This is a genomic window from Dokdonella sp., assembly GCF_035703485.1.
Classification (GTDB): domain Bacteria; phylum Pseudomonadota; class Gammaproteobacteria; order Xanthomonadales; family Rhodanobacteraceae; genus Dokdonella.
Genome location: NZ_DASSYD010000184.1, coordinates 1 through 21,473 on the forward strand (window position 1 = coordinate 1; position 21,473 = coordinate 21,473).

The window sequence follows — 21,473 nt, forward strand, 5'->3', positions numbered from 1 at the left end:
GCGGCGATGCGGTCGCAGGGGTCGTAGTCGGGGTCGACCTTGTGCAGGCGCAGGACTGATCCATCATGCTGCTCGACGCTGATGGTCTGGCCGGGTTCGAAATCGACGACGATTTCTTCGCGGGTCGGGATCACATCCATGCGGTTGACCGCGTCGTTGTGTTCGCGGACGTATTCGTAGCTCTTGGTGCTGCCGGCGTGGTTGTTGAAGGCGACGCAGGGGCTGATGACATCGAGGAAGGCGGCGCCCTGGTGCAGGATGGCGCCCTTGATCAGCGGCACGAGTTGTTTCTTGTCGCCGGAGAAACTGCGCGCGACGTAGGTTGCGCCGAGTTGCAGGGCGAGGCCGATCAGGTCGATCGGTGAGTCGGTGTTCTTGACGCCCTTCTTCGACATCGAGCCTTCGTCGGCGGTGGCCGAGAACTGGCCCTTGGTCAGACCGTAGACGCCGTTGTTCTCGACGATGTAGACCATGTTGACGCCGCGACGCATGGCGTGGACGAACTGACCCATGCCGATCGAGGCCGAGTCGCCGTCGCCGGAGACACCGAGATAGAGCAGTTCGCGATTGGCCAGGTTGGCGCCGGTCAGCACCGAGGGCATGCGTCCGTGCACGGTGTTGAAGCCGTGCGACTGGCCGAGGAAGTAGTCGGGCGTCTTGGAACTGCACCCGATGCCGGAGAGTTTGGCGACGCGATGGGGTTCGACGTTGAGTTCCCAGCAGGCCTGGATGATCGCCGCCGAAATCGAATCGTGGCCGCAGCCGGCGCAGAGGGTCGAGATTTTGCCTTCGTAGTCGCGCCGGGTGTGGCAGAGCGCGTTTTTGGGCAGGGTGGGATGGCGTAGCGTGGGTTTGGTGATGTAGGTCATGCGACTCTCTCCGAAGCTTGCGCGGAGACGCAGGCGCCGCGCATATGCTCGGCAATCGAGCGGGCGATGAAGCGGGCGGTGATCGGGGTGCCGTCGTAGTGCAGGATCTTGACGATGCGGGCCGGATCGAGATCGAACTCGTTGATCAGCAAGCTGCGCAGCTGGGCATCGCGGTTCTGTTCGATAAGGAACACGCGTTCGTGCAAAAGGACAAACTGGCGCACCGATTCGGGGAACGGAAAGGCGCGGACGCGTAGCGTATCGAGGTGCAGATCCTGCGCTTCGAGCACGGTGATGGCCTCTTCCATCGCCGCGTTGGTCGAGCCGTAGTAGATGGCGCCGAAGCTGGCGGTTTTCTGGCCGGTGCGCATGATCGGTTGCGGCACGAGTGCCTTGGCCGTGTCGAACTTCTGCAGCAGGCGCTCCATGTTGTAGGTGTAATCGGGGCCGCGTTCGGAGTAGCGCGCATACGGATCACGCGAGGTGCCACGGGTGAAGTAGCTGCCCTTGCTCGGATGCGTGCCGGGCAAGGTGCGGTACGGGATGCCATCGCCATCGACATCCTTGTAGCGGCCAAAGTCCCTGCCCGCTTCGAGTTCCTCGGCGGTCATGACCTTGCCGCGATCATAGTCGCGCGCTTCATCCCAGGTGAACGGTTCGCACAGGCGCTGGTTCATGCCGATATCGAGATCGCTCATGACAAAGATCGGCGTCTGCAGGCGGTCGGCGAGATCAAGTGCCTGAGCCGAGAACTCGAAACACTCGGTCGGACCTTCCGGCAGCAGCAGGATGTGCTTGGTGTCGCCGTGCGAGCAGTAGGCCGCCGCGAGGATGTCCGATTGCTGGGTACGTGTCGGCATGCCGGTCGAGGGGCCGCCGCGTTGCACATCGATGATGGTGACCGGGATCTCGGCGAAATAGGCCAGGCCGATGAACTCGTTCATCAGCGAGACGCCGGGGCCGGAGGTGGTAGTGAAGGCGCGCGCGCCATTCCAGCCGGCGCCGGTAACGATGCCGATCGAGGCGATTTCATCTTCGGCCTGGATCATTGCGTAGCGGTTTTTTCCGGTATCGGGATCGACGCGGTATTTCTGGCACCAGGACTGGAACGCTTCGGCCAGTGACGAGGACGGCGTGATCGGATACCAGGCGCAGACCGTGGCACCGCCGTAGACGCAACCGAGGGCAGCAGCGGTGTTGCCGTCGACGAAGATCTTGTCACCGACCTTGTCGGCCTTCTGCACGCGCAAGCCGATCGGATCGAGGTGTTCTCTGGCGTGATCGCGGCCGAGATGCAGGGCATGGACGTTCGCATCGATCAGCTTGGCCTTGGATTTGAATTGCTGGCTGATCAGGGTTTCGATGACCTCGGCATCGATACCGAGCAGTTGCGAGAGCGCGCCGACATAGATGATGTTCTTGAACAACTGACGCTGACGCGGATCGTCATAGGTGGCGTTGCTGATGTGGGTCAGCGGCATGCCGATGGTGGTGACATCCTCGCGGAAGGCCGATCTCGGCAACGGCTTGCTGTTGTCGTAGAACAGATAGCCGCCGGATTCGATCTCCTTGACGTCGGCCTCCCAGGTTTGCGGATTCATCGCGACCATCATGTCGACACCACCGCGACGGCCCAGCCAGCCTTCCTCGGTGACGCGCACGACGTACCAGGTCGGCAGGCCCTGGATGTTGGACGGAAAGATGTTGCGCGGGCTGACTGGCACGCCCATGCGCAGGATCGATTTCGCGAACAACTCGTTGGCGGAGGCCGAGCCCGAGCCGTTGACGTTGGCGAACTTGATGACGAAATCGTTGGTGGCGGTGATCGGGGTCATGCGTGCGCTCCGGCGACCGACGCGAGACACGGTACGTTGGAACCGGCACCAACTGCCGAAACCACCACCCGTCCTCCCTGCGCAGGCAGGGATCCAGTGACTTTGTTTTTGATTGTTTGCGGTGCGATTTGTTGTTCGCTACAACGCCGAGCAAGAGCGAGGGGCACTGGGTTCCTGCCTTCGCAGGAATGACGAGCGAAGAAGCTCGCCCCTGAAGGGGCTCCTACAGGGTTGCGGACCGGTTGCGGTAGCGGTGCTTCTGCTAGGGCGTGCCGAAGAGCATCGCGACCGGAGGAAGTCCCTTTTTCGGGGCGGCTAAAGCCGCTTCCTACGACGAGCGAGATTGTGTGCGTGAAGGATGACGCGAACATCACGCGGCCTCCTTCTTCTTGACCTTGCTTGGGCATGTCGGGGTGTTGGCGTGGACCATCTGGATGAGGGTCTTTTTCATGTCCCAGGCACCGGTGGGGCAGCGTTCGGCGCAGAGGCCGCAGTGCAGGCAGACGTCTTCGTCCTTGACCATGACGCGTTCGGTCTTGAGCGGGCCGGAGACATACAAGGACTGGGTCAGGTTGAGGGCGGGGGCGGTGAGTTTCTGGCGCAACTCGTGTTCCGGTGCATTGCCGGTGAAGGTGATGCAGTCCATCGGGCAGATGTCGACGCAGGCATCACATTCAATACACGCGGAATCGGTGAATACGGTCTGCACATCGCAGTTGAGGCAGCGCTGGGCTTCCTGCCAGGCGGTGGCCGCGTCGAATCCGAGTTCGACTTCGGTGCTCATGCTCTTTATGGCCACTTCGAACGGCACCAGCGGCACCTTGAAGCGCTCGTCGTTGGAGATGTCGTTGTCGTAGCTCCACTCGTGGATGCCCATTTTCTGCGAGAGCATCCTGACGTTCGGCGGTGGTCGCTCCGCGGTGGGCTGGCCGTTGAGCATGCGATCAATCGAAACCGCGGCTTCGTGGCCGTGAGCGACGGCCCAGATGATGTTCTTCGGGCCGAAGGCGGCGTCGCCGCCGAACAGCACGTGCGGCAGGGTCGATTGATGGGTGACTTCGTCGACGACCGGCATGCCCCACTCGTTGAACTCGATGCCGACATCACGCTCGATCCACGGGAAGGCGTTTTCCTGGCCGACTGCGACGAGAACTTCATCGCAATCGAAATGTTGATCGGGTTCGCCAGTCGGAATCAGCTTGCGCTTGCCGCGCTCGTCATACTCGGCACGGACCTTTTCGAAGCTCATGCCGGTGAGCTTGCCGTTGTCATGGATGAAGGCCTTGGGCACCAGATAGTTGAGGATCGGGATGCCTTCGTGGGCGGCATCTTCCTTCTCCCACGGCGAAGCTTTCATTTCGTCGAAGCCGGAGCGCACGATGACCTTCACATCCTCACCGCCAAGACGACGCGCCGAGCGACAGCAATCCATCGCGGTGTTGCCGCCGCCGAGGACGATGACGCGCTTGCCGATTTCCTTCACATGGCCGAAATAGACGGAGGAAAGCCAGTCGATGCCGATATGGATGTTTGCTTCGGCTTCGTCGAACCCCGGCAATTTCAGCGCGCGACCGCGTGGCGCACCGGAGCCGACAAACACGGCGTCGTAATTTTTCTCCAGCATCGAACGCATCGAATCGATGCGCTGCCCTCCTCTCAGCTCGACGCCAAGATCGAGAATGTAGCCCACCTCTTCGTCGATGACCGATTCGGGCAAACGGAAGCGCGGCACCTGGGTGCGCATGAAGCCGCCACCCTTCTGGTCGGCTTCGTACACGACGATTTCGTAGCCGAGCGGGGCCAGATCGCGGGCGACGGTCAGCGAAGCCGGGCCGGCACCGATGCAGGCGATGCGCTTGCCGTTCTTTTTCGTCGCGCGCTTGGACATGCGCGCCTTGACCTCGCCCTTGTTGTCAGCGGCGACGCGCTTGAGTCGGCAGATCGCCACCGGCTCGGGTTTTTCACCATTGTTTTCCTCAACCCGACCGCGTCGGCAGGCCGGTTCGCAGGGTCGGTCGCAGGTGCGGCCGAGAATGCCGGGGAAGACATTCGACTCCCAATTGACCATGTAGGCATCGGCGTAGCGCCCTGCCGAGATCAATCGAATGTATTCGGGGACGGGCGTGTGGGACGGGCAGGCCCACTGGCAGTCAACAACTTTATGAAAGTAGTTCGGATCACGGATATCGGTGGGTTGCACCTCATTCCCTCTCTGTCGACAAGCCGGCGGACCGGCGTTACGGGCCGATGATCGCGTCGATGACTGACAGGGGCGCGGTCGATCCGAGTCTAGCCGTGCTTGCGCAAGGAATGAAAGGCATGGCGCACAATTGGAGCGGGAGTGGGGAGTGGGGAGTGGGGAGTGGGAAAGGCGGTTCAGGTGGCTTGAACGGATTGGCCTTGCTGAGGGATACGTTGCGACGGGAATTTTTTGGGTATCCGGAATCTGGTGTGGGTTCTGCTCCAGGGCCTTCGTAGCGCTCAATTTGAAAAATGGATTTTACTGTTGGATTTGAGGATGAGCATGTTATTGTAGAAGTCGGATTTCAGTGTGGGTTCGCCCAAGGTGCTGAGTGACCGACTTCCTGCAACTCCGAAGCCTCAAGACACTTCAAGTCGTGGGCGATGACGATCGTTATGTCGTCAAGGCGGAAGGCGTTGAACAATTGACAACATGCCCACTGTGCAAGGTCGGACGCCTGCACGGCCACGGCTCGCAGGAGCAATCCTTCCAGGACACGCCGACGCATGGCAAGCCGGTGGTGGTGTTCATCCAGCGGCGACGCTATCGCTGCACAGGCTGCGGCAAGACCCTGTTCGAGCCGGTGGGCGACTTCGACGGCAAGCGACAAGCCACGGCCCGCCTGGTGCGCTATATCCGTAAGGAGAGCTTCACCAAAACCTTCGCGGCCCTGGCTCGCGAAGTGGACTTGGACGAGAAGACGATCCGCCACGTCTTCGATGACTTCATCGAGGAGTTCGAGACCAAGGTCAGGTTCCGGACGCCTCGCATCCTGGGGATCGACGAGCTCAAGATCATCGGCCAGTACAGGGCGATGATCACCAACATTGAGCGCAAGACCGTCTTCGACCTTCGACCCAGCCGCGCCAAGGCGGACCTGTTGCCCTATTTCCGCAGCTTGCGGGACAAGGACACCATCGAGTGGGTGGCGATGGATATGTATCACGTCTACAAGCAGGTCGTGCGTGCCACGCTTCCGCAGGCACGGATTGTGGTCGATCGCTTCCACATCCAGCGAATGGCGAACGATGCCCTGGAGAAGCTGCGCAAGCGCATTCGCAAGGACTTGCCGGCCCGGCAGCGCCTCAAGCTCAAGGATGAGCGTTTCCTATTGCTCAAGCGCCAGCACGACCTGAAGGGCGCGGACATGGCGCGGGCCCTCGAATGGTTCCGCCAATTCCCCCAACTCGGTGAGGCGCATGCCCTCAAGGAAGGATTCCTGTCGCTCTGGGATCAAAAGAGCCGTCCGGATGCTGAAACGGCTTGTGCGAAGTGGTTGGGCAACATTCCGTCAGAGCTGACGGCCACATTCAAGGATCTGACCACCGCCGTGCACAACTGGCACGATGAAATCTTCGCCTATTTCGAGCAGCCCATCACCAACGCCTATACTGAATCAGTCAACCGGCTGGCCAAGGACATGAACCGCATGGGCAGGGGCTATAGCTTCGAGGTAATCCGGGCGCGAATGCTCTACGACGAGAAGGCGCGTAAGGACGGGGCCGTGGTCGAGACCGTGCTGGTTGATGACGATCAGGCGTCGACAAACTTTGAGTACCAGCGGATGACCATGGCATCGATCCGCAAGAAGCAGGTCCGACGTGTCGTCGAATACGGGCCTTACATTCCGACGTTGGTACGGCTGCTCGAAGAGGGGTATTTCGAGTAGACCTCTACCCATCTCACAAGCCCCGGAGCTTCTGAGCGTTTGACTCAGCTGATGAAGCCGATGCAATGGGCACCGGGGCCGTTCGCTACCCTGCGCAACAGGACAGTTGCTTCACATCTTTGGTGAAGGTCTGCGCAGCGAGTTTCAGTCCCTCGACCATCGTCAGGTAGGGGAATAACTGGTCGGCCAACTCTCGCACCGTCATGCGGTTGCGAATCGCCAGCACTGCGGCTTGGATCAGCTCGCCTGCTTCCGGGGCCACCGCCTGCACGCCGATCAATCGGCCGGTGCCGGCCTCGGCGACCAGCTTGATGAAACCGCGCGTGTCGAAGTTGACGAGCGCCCGCGGCACGTTGTCGAGCGTCAGCGTGCGGCTGTCGGTCTCGATGCCGTCCTGGTGCGCTTCGGCTTCACTGTAGCCGACATTGGCCACCTGCGGGTCGGTGAACACCACCGCCGGCATCGCCGTCAGATCCAGTGCCGCGTTGCCCCCCGTCATGTTGATCGCGGCACGGGTGCCAGCCGCCGCTGCGACGTAGACGAACTGCGGCTGGTCGGTGCAGTCGCCGGCCGCGTAGATGTGCGGTGTGCTGGTGCGCATGGCGTGATCGATGACGATAGCGCCCTGTGCGTTGACTTCGACGCCCGCTGCTTCGAGGTTCAGGGCGCGGGTGTTCGGTGCGCGGCCGGTGGCGACCAACAGCCGGTCGGTACGCCGTTCGTCGCGTTCGGTGGTGAGCACGAATTCCCCATCCTCATAGGCGACCTGGCTGGCCTGCGTGTGGTCCAGCACCTCGATGCCTTCGGCGCGGAACACGGCTGTCACGGCCTCGCCAATGGCGGGGTCTTCGCGAAAGAACAGCGTGCTGCGCGCCAGGATGGTCACCTTGCTGCCCAGCCGGGCAAAGGCCTGCGCGAGTTCGACGGCCACCACCGACGAGCCGATCACGGCTAACCGTTCGGGGATCGTGTCGCTGGCCAGCGCTTCGGTCGACGTCCAGAAGGGCGTGTCTTTCAAACCCGGGATAGGCGGAATCGCTGGACTGGCCCCGGTGGCGATGAGACAGCGGTCGAAACTCACCTCGCGCATGCCGTCGTCAGCGGTCGCCACAGTCAGCGTGTGCGCGTCCTTGAACTTGGCGTCGCCGCGCAGCACGGTGATGGCCGGGGTGCTCGCCAGGATGCTTTCGTACTTGGCGTGGCGCAGTTCATCGACGCGCCCCTGCTGCTGCGCCAGCAAGCGCTCACGCAGGATCTTCGGCGAGGCGGCGGCAATGCCGTCATCAAACGGACTCTCGCGCCGCAGGTGAGCGATGTGGGCGGCGCGGATCATGATCTTGGACGGTACGCAGCCCACATTGACGCAGGTGCCGCCGAGGATGCTGCGCTCGATCAGCGTCACATGCGCCCCTTGCTCGACGGCTTTCAACGCCGCCGCCATCGCCGCGCCGCCGCTGCCGATCACGGCCACGTGCAGCGCCGGGACGCCATCTTCGCGCTTCATCCCACCGCTACCGAGCCAACTCCGTGCCTTATCCAGCAGGCCACGAGGTTGGTTTGGTACATCGGCAGCCTGCGCTCGGTAGCCGAGTGCGGACACCGCCGCGACCAGCGAGGTCACGTCCGCGACGGTACCTACGCTGGCCTCAATCTCAGCCCGGCGCTGTGGGTAGGACACCGAGGCCGAACGCACGCCAGGCACCTTTTCCAACGCCTGCTTGACGTGCTCGGCGCACGACCCGCAGGTCATGCCGTCGATATGCAGCATGATCGCCTCGGTCATGAGCGTGCGCTCACTCCTTGACGGTGGATGGGTAGCCGGCGTTTTCGGTGGCCTTGGTCAACGCGGCCGGCGAGGTCTTGGCATCGTCGTAGGTCACCACCGCCTCCTTGGGCTCCCAGGTCACCTTGGCCTCGATGACGCCTTCGACCTTGGACAGCGCCTTCTTGACCGTGATCGGACAGGTGGCGCAGGTCATGCTCGGCACCGACAGCGTGACGGTTTTGGTGGCGGCCCAGGCGGGAGCGCTCAGGGCAAGGGTCAGAGCGAGCAGTGCGATGAGTTTTTTCATGGCAATCTCCTTTCAGTAGAACAGGGGCATGAGGTAGGGAAACACGAGGGCGATCAGCACCAGGGCGGCGACGATCCAGAAGATCACCTTGTAGGCCGTCCGCACCTGGGGCACGGCGCACGCGTCGTCCGGCGCGCAGGCGCGGGCCGGACGGAAGATGCGACGCCACGCGAAGAACAGCGCCACGAGCGCCACGCCAATGAAGATCGGTCGGTACGGTTCCAGCGCGGTCAAGTTGCCGATCCAGGCACCGGAGAAACCCAGCGTGATCAGCACCAGCGGACCAAGGCAGCAGGTCGAGGCGAGGATCGCGGCGAGGCCACCGGCAGCTAGTGCGCCGCGGCCGTTGCTGGGGTCTGCCATAGAGGATCTCCTTCCGGGACTTTGCGTGATGCGCTAAGGTTACTTCCGTAGTCAAGTACGGAGTCAAGCGCGATGATGAACGATCCGGAAACCCTGACCATCGGGGCCTTCGCCAAGGCCGCTGGAGTCAACGTGGAAACCATCCGGTTCTATCAGCGCAAGGGCCTGCTGCCGGAGCCGGACCGCCCTATCGGCGGCATCCGCCGTTATGGGTCGGCGGACGTGGACCGGGTGAAGTTCGTGAAGTCCGCCCAGCGACTGGGATTCAATCTGGACGAGGTTGCGGAGTTGCTCAAGCTGGAGGACGGCACCCATTGCCACGAAGCCGCCGACGTAGCAGCCGCACGCCTGGCAGACGTGCGCTTGCGGCTGACCGACCTCCAGCGTATGGAATCGGCTCTGTCCCAACTGGTGAAGGCGTGTAGTTCGAGCCGCGGCAAGGTGACTTGCCCACTGATTGCCTCCTTGCACCGACATGCGCCAGCAGACAAACCACACGCTGAAGGCTAAACGCTGGCAAGTAAGCGAGACCGGAACCCTACAAGCGAAAGCTGCCAGGCAAGAAGGGCTAGTGCGGCCTTCCCACACTAAAATCCGGATACCCAATTTTTTTAGGCGTGCTCCGTCTGTTTCGCGAGGTTGATCGCGCCTGAAGGCGCTCCTGGTTAGCGGCGAAACTGCGTTTCGCTTTTCCCACTCCCGACTCCCTACTCCCCACTCCCGCTTCCAAAGCTGGCCCTCGACAGCACATCGGGCCAGAATGCGGGGTCGCTTTCCAAGAGGGATTCCCATGCAACGATTCGCTTTCGCCTTGCTCGCGTTGGTCGGTACCGGTTTCATCGCTTCGACCAGCCATGCCGAACCCCGCATTTTCGAACCGATGGATGTGTTTGCCCTGCAGTGGGTGGACAGTCCGCAGATCTCTCCGGATGGCAAACGCATCGTCTACCAGCGCATGGGTTTCGACTTGATGAAGGATCGTAGCCATTCGAGTTTGTGGCTGATCGATTCCGATGGTCGCCATCATCGACCGCTGGCCGAATCCGGCCATGGCGCTGCCTGGTCGCGGGATGGTCGGCGAATTGCCTATGTCGCCAAATCCAATGGTTCGGCGCAGATCCAGATGCATTGGCTCGATGGTGGCCAGGATGCGCGGATCACCGAGGTGACTGGTTCGCCGGGCAACCTGAGCTGGTCGCCGGATGGGCAATGGCTGGCCTTCACCATGCGCGTACCGGTTGAGCAAGCTCCGCTGGCGAAGATGCCGAAGGCGCCGAAAGGCGCGGAATGGGCAGCGCCGGTCAAGGTGATCGATCGCGTCGTCTATCGCATCGATGGTGGCGGCTATGTCGATCCCGGTTACACGCATGTCTTCGTCGTCGCGACGGATGGCGGTGCCGCGCGCCAGATCACCCATGGCAAACACAACTTCAACAGTCGTCCGACCTGGTCGGCGAACGGCAAGGCGGTGATCGTCTCGGCCAACCTCAGCGACAACTGGGAATACGAACCGCTCGAAAGCGATTTGTATCGCGTGGCCATCAGCGATGGAGCGATGACGCGTCTGACCGAGCGCAAGGGGCCGGATCACAGCGCGATGCTGTCGCCCGACGGAAAGCGGCTGGCCTGGCTCGGCTTCGACGACAAGCACCACCCCTACCAGGCCTCGCGTCTCTACCTCGGCGATGCAGATGCCGGCAATGCGCGCTCGCTGACCGACGGTATCGATATCAGCATCAACAGCGCTGCCTGGGATGGCAATCGCGGCTTCTGGCTGCAGTACGTCGATCACGGTCGCACCCTGATCGGATGGATCTCCGCATCGGGTGGCAAGGTCGAGCGTGTCGTCGATGATGTCGGCGGTACCGAGATTGGACGCCCCTACACCAGTGGCGATTTCAGCGCAGCCGAGGGTCGCGTTGCCTATACGCAAGTCAGCCCGCAGGCACCGGCCAATCTTGGCGTGGTCGCGCGCAACGGCAAATCACGCGCATTGACCCATCTCGATGGCAACCTGCTCGACCACATGAATCTCGGCAAGATGGAAGAGATCACGGTCAAATCCTCGGCCGACGGTCGCGACATCCAGGCCTGGATCGTCACTCCGCCAGGTTTCGACAAATCGAAGAAGTATCCGCTGCTGCTCGAAATCCACGGCGGGCCGTTCGCCGCCTATGGTCCCGGTTTCGCAGCGGAAATCCAGCTCTATGCCTCAGCTGGTTACGTCGTGGTGTATGCCAACCCGCGTGGCAGCACAAGCTACGGCAGCGAGTTCGCCAACCTGATCGAAAACGCCTATCCGGGCCAGGATTTCGATGACTTGATGAGTGTTGTCGATGCCACGATCGCGCGTGGTTCGATCGATACCGACAACCTGTTTGTCACCGGTGGCAGCGGCGGCGGCGCATTGACCGCATGGATCGTCGGCCATACCGATCGCTTCCGCGCAGCGGTGTCGGTGAAGCCGGTGATCAACTGGGCAAGCTTTGTGCTGACCGCCGACATGTATCCATTCTTCACCGAATACTGGTTCGACGGCATGCCCTGGGAGAACCCCGAGAACTACGCCAAGCGTTCACCGCTGCACTATGTCAACAAGGTGACCACGCCAACCATGATGATGGTCGGTGATGATGACCACCGCACGCCGGCATCGGAGGCGGAGCAGTTTTATCAAGCGCTCAAGCTGCGCAAGATCGACACCGCGATGGTGCGCATCCCGGGCGCTTCGCACCACATCAGCGCGCGGCCGAGCAACATGATCGCCAAGGTGCTCAATGTGATGGCCTGGTTTGACAAGTATCGTAGTGGGCAAAAGGCGGAGGACTGAATGACGCCGGTCGAGGAACACATCGATGAAGCTGCCGATGACAACGGCAGCAGCGACCTGATCGAGCTCGATGCGATCGAAGCGCGCATCCTCGGTTGCCTTATCGAGAAGCAGGCGACGACACCGGATGCGTATCCGTTGACCCTCAATGCCGTGGTTTCCGCCTGCAACCAGAAGTCGAACCGGCAACCAGCCACAGCCTACGAGCCCGGCGAAGTCGGCCATGCCCTGCGCCAGCTCGAAGGCAAGGGCCTGGTCAGCGGAACCCTGAGCGCGCGGGCATCACGCTACGCGCATCGATTCGAAACCGGCTACAACGTAACCCTGCGCCAGCGTGCCCTGCTCGCCTTGCTGATGCTGCGCGGACCTCAGACGCTCAATGAACTCTACACGCGCAGTGAGCGCCTGTCGGATTTCACCGATGCCGATGAAGTCCACAGTGTGCTCGATCGCCTGGCCTCGCGCGCGCCGGCACTGGTGGTGCGCCTGCATCGTGCGCCCGGTCAGCGCGAAGAACGCTACATGCATCTGTTGTGCGGACCGGTATCGCTGGAAGAAACATTGATGATGGACGCACCCGACAAGCCGTCATCCGGCCTCGTCGAGCGCGTCAGCCAGCTTGAAAGTCTCGTCGCTCAACTGCAGGAAGTCATTGCCGAGTTGCAGACCCGACCCGTTATCGAAGCGTCGGAAAGCAACAACGACAACGATGAAACGTAGGAAGCGGCTTCAGCCGCCCCGAAAAAGGGACTTCCTCCGGTCGCGATGCTCTTCCTCACGTGACGAAGCGCATCGGGCCTGAAGGCCTCTCCTACGAAGAGCGCGCGAGCTGGGCGGGTTCAAAAAACCGCGCCAGTCAGATTCAGCGCCGAAGCGTGCGTACGGCGCGGATCGAGGTCGAGTTCTTGCGTGTGAACACGTAGACCGCAGCCGGTGGCACGTTGCGCCATGCAACGCCGCCGCGAACGACGTGCAGGCCCAGCTCCTTCAACAACTCGCGAGAAACCGGGCTCGCCGGCCCATACGTGAACTGGATGAAACGGCCGTTCGCGCCGAGCACGGAAAAGGCGGCCGAGAGGATGCTTCGCTGCGTGTTGCGCGACATCGAAAGCAGACCGAGGCCACTGAGAATGGCATCCACTCCGTCATCGCCGGCGAACCCCTCTTGCTCGACAATGCTCTGGAGTTCACGCGCATCGCCGCAGACGACGGTTGTCTTGGGGAACCGACGCTCCAGCAACCGATGCAACTCTTCGTTCAATTCAACGACGAGAAGATCTTCGGGTGCGACGCCCTGGGCGAGCAAGGCCCGGGTAAATACGCCCGTGCCACCGCCAAGCTCGATCACCCGCCGCGCATTCTCCGGAAGCTGCTTGATCATTTCCCGGGCCAGACGTCGACTGGATGGCGACAAGGCGGCAACAGCCAGCGGATTCTTCAGCCATTGGCGAAAGAATGTCCAGTTGCCTGCCGCACGATCCGACTTGGCGAGGTGATCATGCATCGACTGATCGACCAGTGAACTGCCTTGATCCTGCGGCCCCATTCAAAGTTCGCCTGATCGTGCCGAAAAAAGTCCCAACCCCGAGCGCACTGCGCCGGACCGGGATTGATTAAGGCAACGCTGATCAAGTGGCATAACCGTCATGGCATTTAGAAGGTTCGCCAGTCGTGCTGAGTGGCGAAGTGAAGGCTGGTTGCCTTGACGAGCCGCGCGGTGCGGCTGGCGGACCTTCTGAATGCCACCTGTTTCAATGAAAAACAATTGGTTAGGCGATACCTGTCTGCGCGCAGCTCTTTGTTGCGCTGCCTTGAAGGACGGCCAGTCCATCTGCGTCAGCGCGCCGCGATCTGCACGCAGACAGGTATCGTGACGATTGCGCCACTTGATCAGCGTTGCCTTAAACCGCTGATCAGGCTTTTGCGATGGATTCCGCGCTGGGGTCCCGCTGAGCGAATCGGCAAGAATGAAGACGTACGCTGGAATCATGCTGGGGTCCGATGGAGGCATCACCGCGCGATCCGCGCGGGCTGGGAATGTCGGCAGCGTAACACCGGACCCCGATTTCAACCAGAAAGAAGACCCCGCGGATATCAGGGGAAATGTCCGCGGGGTCCAAGGTGCCGACTGCAGTAGTGGACATGCGGTCAGCCTTGCAGGTTCAATCGCTCAGTTGCGACGATCGTAGTAGACAGCTCGTTGGGTATAGCCGCGATCACGATCAGCGTAGCTGTCGTTGGAACGGGAATTTCGATAACTCCGGCTAGCGCGGTTGTCTCGGCGATCGCTGTCGTAGTAGTTGTCGTAGTAATTATCGTAATAGTTGTCGTAACGGACGACGCGACGGGTCACGATGCGGCGCTGATGGCGATGCGGTCGATAGTTGGAATATCCGTAGTAGCTTGCGCCATAGCTCGGGTAGTAATTGCCGTAGTAACCGGGCGAATACGAACTGTAGCCCGCGTAATAGGCTGACGGACCGTAGCCGCCGTAACCATAGCTGCCGTAATAGGACGAACTGCCTCGGTAGCCGCCGCCGTAATAGTTCGGCGAGTAGTAGCCGCCATAGACGCTGCCGCTGACATAGCCGCCACCACAATGACGGCAATCGGAGTAGCCAATACTGTAGCCGGGGCCGGAAAATCCGACGCTGATGCCCCAATTATTGTGGTGACCGCGAGCGAACGCGCTCGGCGCCAACATCAATGCGGCAACCAGTATGGCCAGCAGGGACGCAAGACGGATTCGGGAATGGGTTGGAACCAGCATGACGGGAGTCCTCCTACGGAACATCATCACTCTGCGTTTGCCAGACTGAATCGTGACTGAAATAAGCCCCGGCTGTCAGATCGGTTGCAATTCATAACATTGATGAATGCGTGAATTTCTCGTGAAATCGAATGGGATGCTGGCGCTGCTGATATCTCTCACGGCGAATTGCTCGGCAACCAGCGGATCGAGCTTGAAACGCCGGAAATTGTTCGAGAACACGATCATGCCGCCAAAGGCGAGACGCTCCGCGCACAACTGAAGCAGGCGCACGTGTTCCTTTTGCACATCGAAATCCTCGGCACGCTTCGAGTTCGAGAAAGTGGGTGGATCGACGAAGATGAGATCGTACTCACCACGATCATGCGCGAGCCATTGCAGGCAATCCGCCTGGACCAACTGATGCTGCTCGCCGCTGAAACCATTCAGCGCAAGATTGCTCGCCGCCCAGTCCAGATAGGTCGCCGACAGATCGACGCTGGTGGTCGTCCGCGCTCCGCCGGAGGCGGCATAGACACTGGCCGTCGCGGTGTAGCAAAACAGATTCAGAAATCGTGTGCCGCGGGCCGCCTCACGTAGCCGTGAGCGCACCGGACGATGATCGAGAAACAAGCCGGTATCGAGATAATCGTAAAGGTTGACGCGAAACTTCAGGCCACCTTCCTCGACAATGACAAAGCTCGACCGCTGATCCATGCGTCCGTACTTGCCGCCGCCCCTGGCCTTGTAGCGCGTCTTCACGGCAATGCGCTCGCGTGGCAGTTCAAACGCTTCACCTGCACCGCGCACCAGCTCAGCCAGACGCGCCGAGGCAACATGTTCAGGAATGTCTTTGGGTGCCGCATATTCCTGCACGTGCAGCCAGCTGGATGGCGCGCGGTCCGGGCGCGATTCTTCACGCCCGACATAAACATCGATGGCAGCGGAGTACTCGGGAATATCGGCATCGTAGGCACGCCAGCAATGCACACCCTCGCGGTCGAGGCGCTTGCGCAGATGCTTGATGTTCTTGCGCAGACGATTGGCGACCGCCTCGGCACCCTCGGTCAGTGGCTTCTCCACAACCGGCTGCGGCGCGGCCTTGCCACCAATCTCGAACAGCAACAAGCGGCATTCGAGGGCACCGTTGTAGAGCACATAGCGCTTGTGCGCACGCAGGCCAATGGCGCGACCGAGATCTTCATCCGAAGTAATCACGGCAAGCCGCCAGCCATCGAATTCGGCACGCGCCTTGTCGCCAATCGAGCGATACGTCGGCACCAGAGCCGCCTGCTGGCCGATGCGCTCGCCATACGGTGGATTGCAGATCAGCAAACCCGGCGCGGTTGCATCGGTCGGGCGTTGCAGGTGTTCAACGGATTGGCGATCAAAACGGGCAAAACCGATCACCCCGGCCTGCTGCGCGTTGCGCTTGGCCTGATTGAGGACATTCGGATCTTCATCATCGCCGAAGAAGGCCGCGGGCAAGGCGCGCAAACCGGCTTCCGATCGGGCATTGGCTTCGGCAATCAGCGCTTCCCACGCCACCGCGTCGTGACCGAGCCAGCCGAGGAAACCGAAATACATCCGCCGAATACCCGGAGCAACGTCGGCCGCCATCAGCGCAGCCTCGATCACCAGCGTGCCGGATCCGCACATCGGATCGACGATGGCACCGCCGGCCTTGAAAATCTCCGGCCAGCCCGCGCGCAGCAACATCGCGCAGGCCAGATTCTCCTTGAGCGGTGCCTCGCCCTGGCCGACGCGATAACCGCGCCGATGCAGCGGCGTGCCGGAAAGATCGAGCGACAGCAGGGCGCGATCCTTGCGCAGCAAAAGATTCAGCCGTATCGACGGCTGTTCGAGATCAACGCCGGGGCGATTGCCATTGCGATCGCGAAACTGATCGACGACCGCATCCTTGACCTTCTGCGCGAGATAGCGTGTGTGCCGCAACAAGCTGGCATTGCTGACCGCATCGACCGCCAGAGTGCCCTCCTCGGTCAGATGCTGCGACCAATCGATCGCCTGCACGCCATCGTAGAGTGCATGTTCGTCGGCGGCGGCAAACTCGCTGAGCGGCATCAACACACGACTGGCCAGACGCGACCACAGGCAAGCCCGGTACGCATCGATCAGCTCGCCGCTGAAGTGCACACCGGACAGCGCCTCGTGGACGTCACTGGCACCGAGTGCAATCAACTCGTCGCGAAGCAGGTACTCGAGACCTTTCGGACAGGTGGCAAAGAACTTTTTCATCGTGCGTCCAACTGAAGCAGAAGCTGCTGGAAAGCCTCGGCGCAAAAATCGACGTGTGCGCTCAGTCGATGATCGTCGTCAACCAGATGCAAGGTGTCGCCACGCTCGCGAGCGAATTCGATAACGGCATTGACCGGACACAATTCATCACGCCAGCCGTGGACCAGAACCGTCGGCACGCTCGCCGCCTTGTAATCGAAATCATAGCCCTCGACACCGACCGGAAGTGCCATCAGGAACAAGGCCTCGCACTCGCGCTGCATGGAAGCAAACCCCGAGATGAAGGCACCCATACTGGAACCGGCAAAGATCAAGCGACCTTGAGCGGGTGCCGATTCGACGGCGCGCCCCGTTCGCGCGGTGATTGCCGCGACATCGCGACTGACATCGAGATCGCGATAGTCCGGACGAATGCTGGCCCAGCCGCAGGCTTCGGCAACTTTGGCAAGCGCCGTGACCTTGGTCGCGTCCGGCCCGCTTTCCAGGCCATGGGAGAGAATGATGGTCCCTTTCATGAAGCGGCTCCGTGAAAACGCGCGATGCTAACACTTGGCCCGAAACCGGTCCCGTTTGTTTGAGTGTGCACACCGAATGAATCGCGTCCCGAAAACGCGACGTTCAAGTGCCCCTTCGCATCTAGTGCACGCTCCTTCGTCGCGCGGCTTCCTTGCCTTTTTTCACTCGCCTCCGGCGAGCGAGTCACTTCTCTTTGAGTGGCCAAAGAGAAGTAACCAAGAGAAAGGCCACCCCGATACAGCGGTCTCCGGGCATCCTGCCCTGCGACTACGCAACGCGACTCCGGGGGTTCGCCGACAGTCCATCCGTGGACTGGCGTCGAACTGGGCGCAATCCCTTGCACCCACCCTGCGGGCTATCCCTACGTCACGTTGCCGCTGCATAGGGGACCCGGTCACTGCGCATCCTGAGCAGCAAAGACGAAGCAGAGTCTGGCGAGCTCGCGCGTCTAGCTTTGGTTTTGCTCTTCGCTCTGGCGCGCACGACGCGCGTTCAACGGGGTCCCCTCGATCGCGGCGAGGCTGCGGAGGAAATGTCCGAAGGATGGACCACACGATGTGGGCCAGTTCGACGCCAGTCCAGGGATGGGCTGTCGGCGAACCCCGCAGCAGACTCGCGCACCTGGAGCACAGGGACTGTGCGCAAGGCGCGATCGCGGGGTGGCCTTCTCTTTGGTGACTTTCTCTTGGCCACGCAAGAGAAAGACACTCGCTCGCCTGAGGCGAGTGAAAAAAGGCAGGGATGCCGCGCCGTGGAGCGGCGTGCTTTAGAAAAACAAAGCCCCTGTCCCCAGTCTCGGCACAGCCGAGCCAATCGAAGCAAGTGAACGAAACCTGGCGAGAGTAAAACTCAAGCGAGCCCGCACAAAGCCATGCGAAACTTCACCCATGCCCGACATCCCCATCCATGATTGGCCCCTGGCCTACGAATCAAGACTCGCCGAACGACCACCGTCGGCCATTGATCTCGTTGTCATTCATTGCACCGAATTGCCCGATCTCGCGACTGCGCGGGAGTATGGCGAACGCATTCGCTACGACGACAGCCAGACCGGAAACAGTGGTCACTACTACATCGATCGCGATGGTCGCATCTTGCGCTTTGTCGACGATTTGCGCGTGGCCCATCACACCTTCAGGTTCAATCCGCGCTCGATTGGCATCGAACTGGTCAACCTTGGCCGCTATCCGAACTGGAATGACTCACGACACCAGCTCATGACCGAGGCTTACACGGCAGAACAAATCGAATCCTTGCTCGGTCTGCTCAGACATTTGCGTGACACCTATCCTGGTTTGCGCTGGATTGCAGGGCACGATGTGCTCGACCAGCGCAAGGAACCATCCAGCGACAATCCTGACCTGCTTCTGCCGCGACGCCTGGATCCGGGGCCGATGTTTCCGTGGACTGAGGTCGTGGAGGTCAGCGGTCTGCAGCGCTGGCCGGATACCGGCACAGAATGACGCGTCGCAGCAGCGGGTTGGCTATACTGACCAGCCGCACCGACCCGCCGCTTCAATGCCTACATCGATCGTCCACGAACTGATTGACCTGCTCCAGTTGGAGCGCCTCGAAGACAACCTGTTCCGTGGCCAGAGCCGCGATATCGGCACGCGCTACGTGTTCGGTGGCCAAGTGCTCGGCCAGGCACTTTCGGCAGCACAGAAGACCGTCGATGAGAGTCGCCACGCGCATTCGCTGCATGCCTACTTTCTGCGTGCCGGCGATGTCGAAGCACCGATCATCTACAACGTCGAGCGCAGCCGTGATGGCGGCAGCTTCTCGGCGCGGCGCATTGTTGCGATCCAGCACGGCCAACCGATCCTCAATATGACCGCTTCATTCCAGGCCCCGGAAGGCGGCGCCGAGCACCAGTTTCCGATGCCGCTGGTACCGAAGCCCGAGGACCTGCCTGCAGTCAATATCATCCCGGCCAGCGAACTCGACAAGATTCCGGCCAAACGCAGGCGCTGGCTGACCAAAGCCGGACCGTTCGAGTTTCGTCACGTGCATCCGCGCAACGAGCTCAATCCGACCAGACAGCCGCCCTATCAGAACGTCTGGTTTCGCCTGGTCGATCGGGTCCAGGACAGCCCGGTGCTGCATCGCTCGCTGCTCGCGTACGCCTCGGATTTCCACCTGATCGGCACGACCACGTTTCCGCATGCGATTTCGTATCTGCAGCCGAACGTGCGCATGGCCAGTCTCGATCATGCGATGTGGTTCCATCGTCCTTTCCGTGTCGACGAATGGTTGCTGTATTCGTGCGACAGCCCGAGTGCCCAGCAATCGCGTGGCCTCGCCCGTGGCATGATCTTCACCCGCGATGGCGTTCTGGTGGCCTCGACGGCACAGGAAGGCCTGATTCGCGTTGTCGAATCAAAGTAACAGGATCCGCTCATGCGCCAGATTTACACCTCACCTCGCTACGAAAACGTCGAACGTGTGGTCGCCCTGCTCAATCAGGCCGATATCCAGACCACGGTGCGCAATCGGCGCGACTGGCAGGGCGGCCAATGGAAGCGCTTCAGTTATACCGAGCGAGGCGAGAGCGAATCCTGGGCGCAGGTTTGGGTAACGCATTCCAATGACCAGACCCGTGCCCGCGAAATCCTGCGCGAAGCTGGACTGGAGCCGGCAACACGTTTCGCTGATGAACTCGCCGCCGCGCGATCGCCCAGCGATCCACGCCGGCACAAGGCCAATTCAATGCGTATCCGCATGATCCTGCTCGCCCTGATTGGCGGCGTGCTGTTGTTGATGATGACCCGATATCTGCTCGGTTTTTGATTGGACCGCTTGTTCGACGTTGCCCTGGACAGTCCGAATCCAACAAAATGATTCGTTCACCCGCTGGCGGGTCGAACCAGTCGTGTCGTGCCGCACTTTTGCGGGTCCTTCAGCAAAATTCTCAATTCATTGCGCGAGGATGCGTCTTTTCACCCAGTCGCTGAGGCAGAATGAGAGGCATGCGCTCTGATGTTGTCCGCTTGTTTCAGACTCTCCCGCATACCTGCGGTTATTACGCCGAGCGCACGGCACAGAATCTGGTCATCGATCCGAGCTCGCCGCATCTCGATCAACTCTATGAGATTGCGCTGTCACGGGGCTATCGCCGCGCTGGCGGCCATGTCTACATTCCGCGCTGCCTGGAATGTCGCGCCTGCATCGCGTGTCGTATCCCGGTCAACGACTTCATCGCGGATCGCAGTCAGCGACGCTGCCTCAAACGCAATGCCGACATCGACATCACGGTCAGCGCGGCGCGTTACAACGACGAGCGATTCGATCTCTACCAGCGCTACCTGAAGTGGCGTCATCCCGATGGCGGCATGGACGATGCGCAACCCGATGACTTTTCGCGTTTTCTGTACACGCACTGGAGCCCTACCCGCTTCATCGAATTTCGCAACCAGGGGCGATTGCTGGCCATCGCCGTGACCGATTTTTGTGATTCCGGGCTATCCGCCGTCTACACCTTCTACGATCCCGACGTCTGCGAACGCAGTCTCGGCACCTTCGCCATCCTCAAGCAGATCGAAATCGCCAGACAACGCGGACTCGCCCACGTCTATCTCGGCTTCTGGATCGACGGTCACCCGAAGATGGACTACAAGATGCGCTTCAAGCCGATCGAGATTCTGCGCAATGGCGTGTGGGCGACCCGGCAGGCATAACTCCCGGCAATCGAGCACGCGGCGATCTTCACGCGGACAGCGGTCGTGACGATCGCACCACGGGTTCAGCGTTGCCTTGAACCATTTGCTGACATTCGCGGATTGCGAGTGCGGCACAATGGGCCGCAGCGCTGATCAAGTGGCACAACCGTCATGGCATTCAGAAGGTTCGCCAGACGTGCTGCGTGGCGAAGTGAAGTTTGTTTGCCTTAACGAGCCGCGCGATGCGGCTGGCGGGCCTTCTCAACGCTACCTGTTTCAACTAAAACAATCGGTTAGGCGACACCTGTCAGCGTGCAGATCGCGGCGTGCTGGCGCAGATGCACTGGCTGTGCTTCATGCCAGCGCAACAAAGAACTGCGCGCAGACAGGTGTCGTGACGAATGTGCCAC

General features: G+C 61.1%; 19 protein-coding genes. 8 read left to right on the forward strand and 11 right to left on the reverse strand.

Translation table 11 applies throughout. The features are described 5' to 3' along the window. The 3 genes from VFN25_RS14135 to VFN25_RS14145 form a co-directional block, all read right to left on the reverse strand. Window positions 1-869, reverse strand: an 869-nt coding sequence (locus VFN25_RS14135; RefSeq protein ID WP_325143004.1) for a 2-oxoacid:ferredoxin oxidoreductase subunit beta, incomplete at its 3' end; no start/stop codon positions are given. After that, window positions 866-2,704 (reverse strand): 2-oxoacid:acceptor oxidoreductase subunit alpha, encoded by a 1,839-nt coding sequence (locus VFN25_RS14140; RefSeq protein WP_325143006.1) that lies wholly within the window; start codon window positions 2,702-2,704, stop codon window positions 866-868. The genes VFN25_RS14135 and VFN25_RS14140, both read right to left, overlap by 4 nt. A gap of 370 nt (window positions 2,705-3,074) precedes the next feature. Beyond that, window positions 3,075-4,904 carry an FAD-dependent oxidoreductase gene (locus VFN25_RS14145; protein ID WP_325143008.1) on the reverse strand — a complete coding sequence of 610 codons (1,830 nt, stop codon included), beginning with the start codon at window positions 4,902-4,904 and terminating at the stop codon, window positions 3,075-3,077. A gap of 373 nt (window positions 4,905-5,277) precedes the next feature. Between VFN25_RS14145 and VFN25_RS14150 the strand changes: the two genes are divergently transcribed. Beyond that, window positions 5,278-6,615, forward strand: a complete 1,338-nt coding sequence (locus VFN25_RS14150) for an ISL3 family transposase (protein ID WP_325143010.1) — start codon at window positions 5,278-5,280, stop codon at window positions 6,613-6,615. 85 nt (window positions 6,616-6,700) lie between these two features. Here the strand turns inward: VFN25_RS14150 and merA are convergent, their stop codons facing one another. Genes merA through merT form a run of 3 tightly spaced genes read right to left on the reverse strand, consistent with a single transcriptional unit; the run spans window position 6,701 to window position 9,050 of the window. Next, window positions 6,701-8,398 carry a mercury(II) reductase gene (gene merA, locus VFN25_RS14155; RefSeq protein WP_325143012.1) on the reverse strand — a complete coding sequence of 566 codons (1,698 nt, stop codon included), beginning with the start codon at window positions 8,396-8,398 and terminating at the stop codon, window positions 6,701-6,703. Window positions 8,399-8,408: 10 nt separating this feature from the next. Next, window positions 8,409-8,687: a mercury resistance system periplasmic binding protein MerP gene (gene merP, locus VFN25_RS14160; RefSeq protein WP_325143014.1), complete on the reverse strand. Its 279-nt coding sequence runs from the start codon at window positions 8,685-8,687 to the stop codon at window positions 8,409-8,411. Window positions 8,688-8,699: 12 nt separating this feature from the next. Further along, entirely contained in the window at window positions 8,700-9,050 is a 351-nt protein-coding gene (gene merT, locus VFN25_RS14165; RefSeq protein ID WP_298345466.1) for a mercuric ion transporter MerT, read from the reverse strand. Between the two features lie 72 nt (window positions 9,051-9,122). Here merT and merR point away from each other — a divergent pair, with 72 nt between their 5' ends. The 3 genes from merR (at window position 9,123) to VFN25_RS14180 (ending at window position 12,600) form a co-directional block, all read left to right on the forward strand. Next, complete coding sequence (gene merR / locus VFN25_RS14170) at window positions 9,123-9,560, forward strand: Hg(II)-responsive transcriptional regulator (RefSeq protein ID WP_325143020.1); 438 nt, start codon at window positions 9,123-9,125, stop codon at window positions 9,558-9,560. Between the two features lie 280 nt (window positions 9,561-9,840). After that, the gene (locus VFN25_RS14175; RefSeq protein WP_325143022.1) at window positions 9,841-11,880 is read left to right on the forward strand and encodes a S9 family peptidase; all 2,040 of its coding nucleotides are present in this window, start codon (window positions 9,841-9,843) and stop codon (window positions 11,878-11,880) included. Beyond that, window positions 11,881-12,600, forward strand: coding sequence for a YceH family protein (locus VFN25_RS14180; RefSeq protein WP_325143023.1), 720 nt, complete (start codon window positions 11,881-11,883; stop codon window positions 12,598-12,600). It abuts the gene before it with no gap. A gap of 142 nt (window positions 12,601-12,742) precedes the next feature. On the opposite strand, the gene VFN25_RS14185 is transcribed toward VFN25_RS14180, so the two are convergent. The 5 genes from VFN25_RS14185 to VFN25_RS14205 all read right to left on the reverse strand — a co-directional run bounded on the left by VFN25_RS14185 (window position 12,743) and on the right by VFN25_RS14205 (window position 17,403). Further along, window positions 12,743-13,426 (reverse strand): class I SAM-dependent methyltransferase, encoded by a 684-nt coding sequence (locus VFN25_RS14185; RefSeq protein WP_325143025.1) that lies wholly within the window; start codon window positions 13,424-13,426, stop codon window positions 12,743-12,745. Further along, complete coding sequence (locus tag VFN25_RS14190) at window positions 13,427-13,870, reverse strand: hypothetical protein (RefSeq protein WP_325143027.1); 444 nt, start codon at window positions 13,868-13,870, stop codon at window positions 13,427-13,429. Between the two features lie 180 nt (window positions 13,871-14,050). Then, complete coding sequence (locus VFN25_RS14195; protein ID WP_325143029.1) at window positions 14,051-14,650, reverse strand: hypothetical protein; 600 nt, start codon at window positions 14,648-14,650, stop codon at window positions 14,051-14,053. Between the two features lie 75 nt (window positions 14,651-14,725). Then, window positions 14,726-16,888 (reverse strand): bifunctional 23S rRNA (guanine(2069)-N(7))-methyltransferase RlmK/23S rRNA (guanine(2445)-N(2))-methyltransferase RlmL, encoded by a 2,163-nt coding sequence (gene rlmKL / locus VFN25_RS14200; protein WP_325143031.1) that lies wholly within the window; start codon window positions 16,886-16,888, stop codon window positions 14,726-14,728. Beyond that, window positions 16,885-17,403 (reverse strand): hypothetical protein, encoded by a 519-nt coding sequence (locus VFN25_RS14205; RefSeq protein ID WP_325143033.1) that lies wholly within the window; start codon window positions 17,401-17,403, stop codon window positions 16,885-16,887. Before VFN25_RS14205 ends, rlmKL begins: the two co-directional genes overlap by 4 nt. Window positions 17,404-18,291: 888 nt before the next feature. Here VFN25_RS14205 and VFN25_RS14210 point away from each other — a divergent pair. The 4 genes from VFN25_RS14210 to VFN25_RS14225 all read left to right on the forward strand — a co-directional run bounded on the left by VFN25_RS14210 (window position 18,292) and on the right by VFN25_RS14225 (window position 21,081). Next, window positions 18,292-18,867, forward strand: a complete 576-nt coding sequence (locus VFN25_RS14210) for an N-acetylmuramoyl-L-alanine amidase (RefSeq protein WP_325143034.1) — start codon at window positions 18,292-18,294, stop codon at window positions 18,865-18,867. Window positions 18,868-18,922: 55 nt separating this feature from the next. Further along, entirely contained in the window at window positions 18,923-19,792 is an 870-nt protein-coding gene (locus VFN25_RS14215) for an acyl-CoA thioesterase II (RefSeq protein ID WP_325143036.1), read from the forward strand. Between the two features lie 12 nt (window positions 19,793-19,804). Beyond that, window positions 19,805-20,194 carry a hypothetical protein gene (locus tag VFN25_RS14220; RefSeq protein WP_325143038.1) on the forward strand — a complete coding sequence of 130 codons (390 nt, stop codon included), beginning with the start codon at window positions 19,805-19,807 and terminating at the stop codon, window positions 20,192-20,194. 179 nt (window positions 20,195-20,373) lie between these two features. After that, complete coding sequence (locus VFN25_RS14225; RefSeq protein ID WP_325143039.1) at window positions 20,374-21,081, forward strand: arginyltransferase; 708 nt, start codon at window positions 20,374-20,376, stop codon at window positions 21,079-21,081. The last annotated feature ends 392 nt before the right edge of the window (window positions 21,082-21,473 follow it).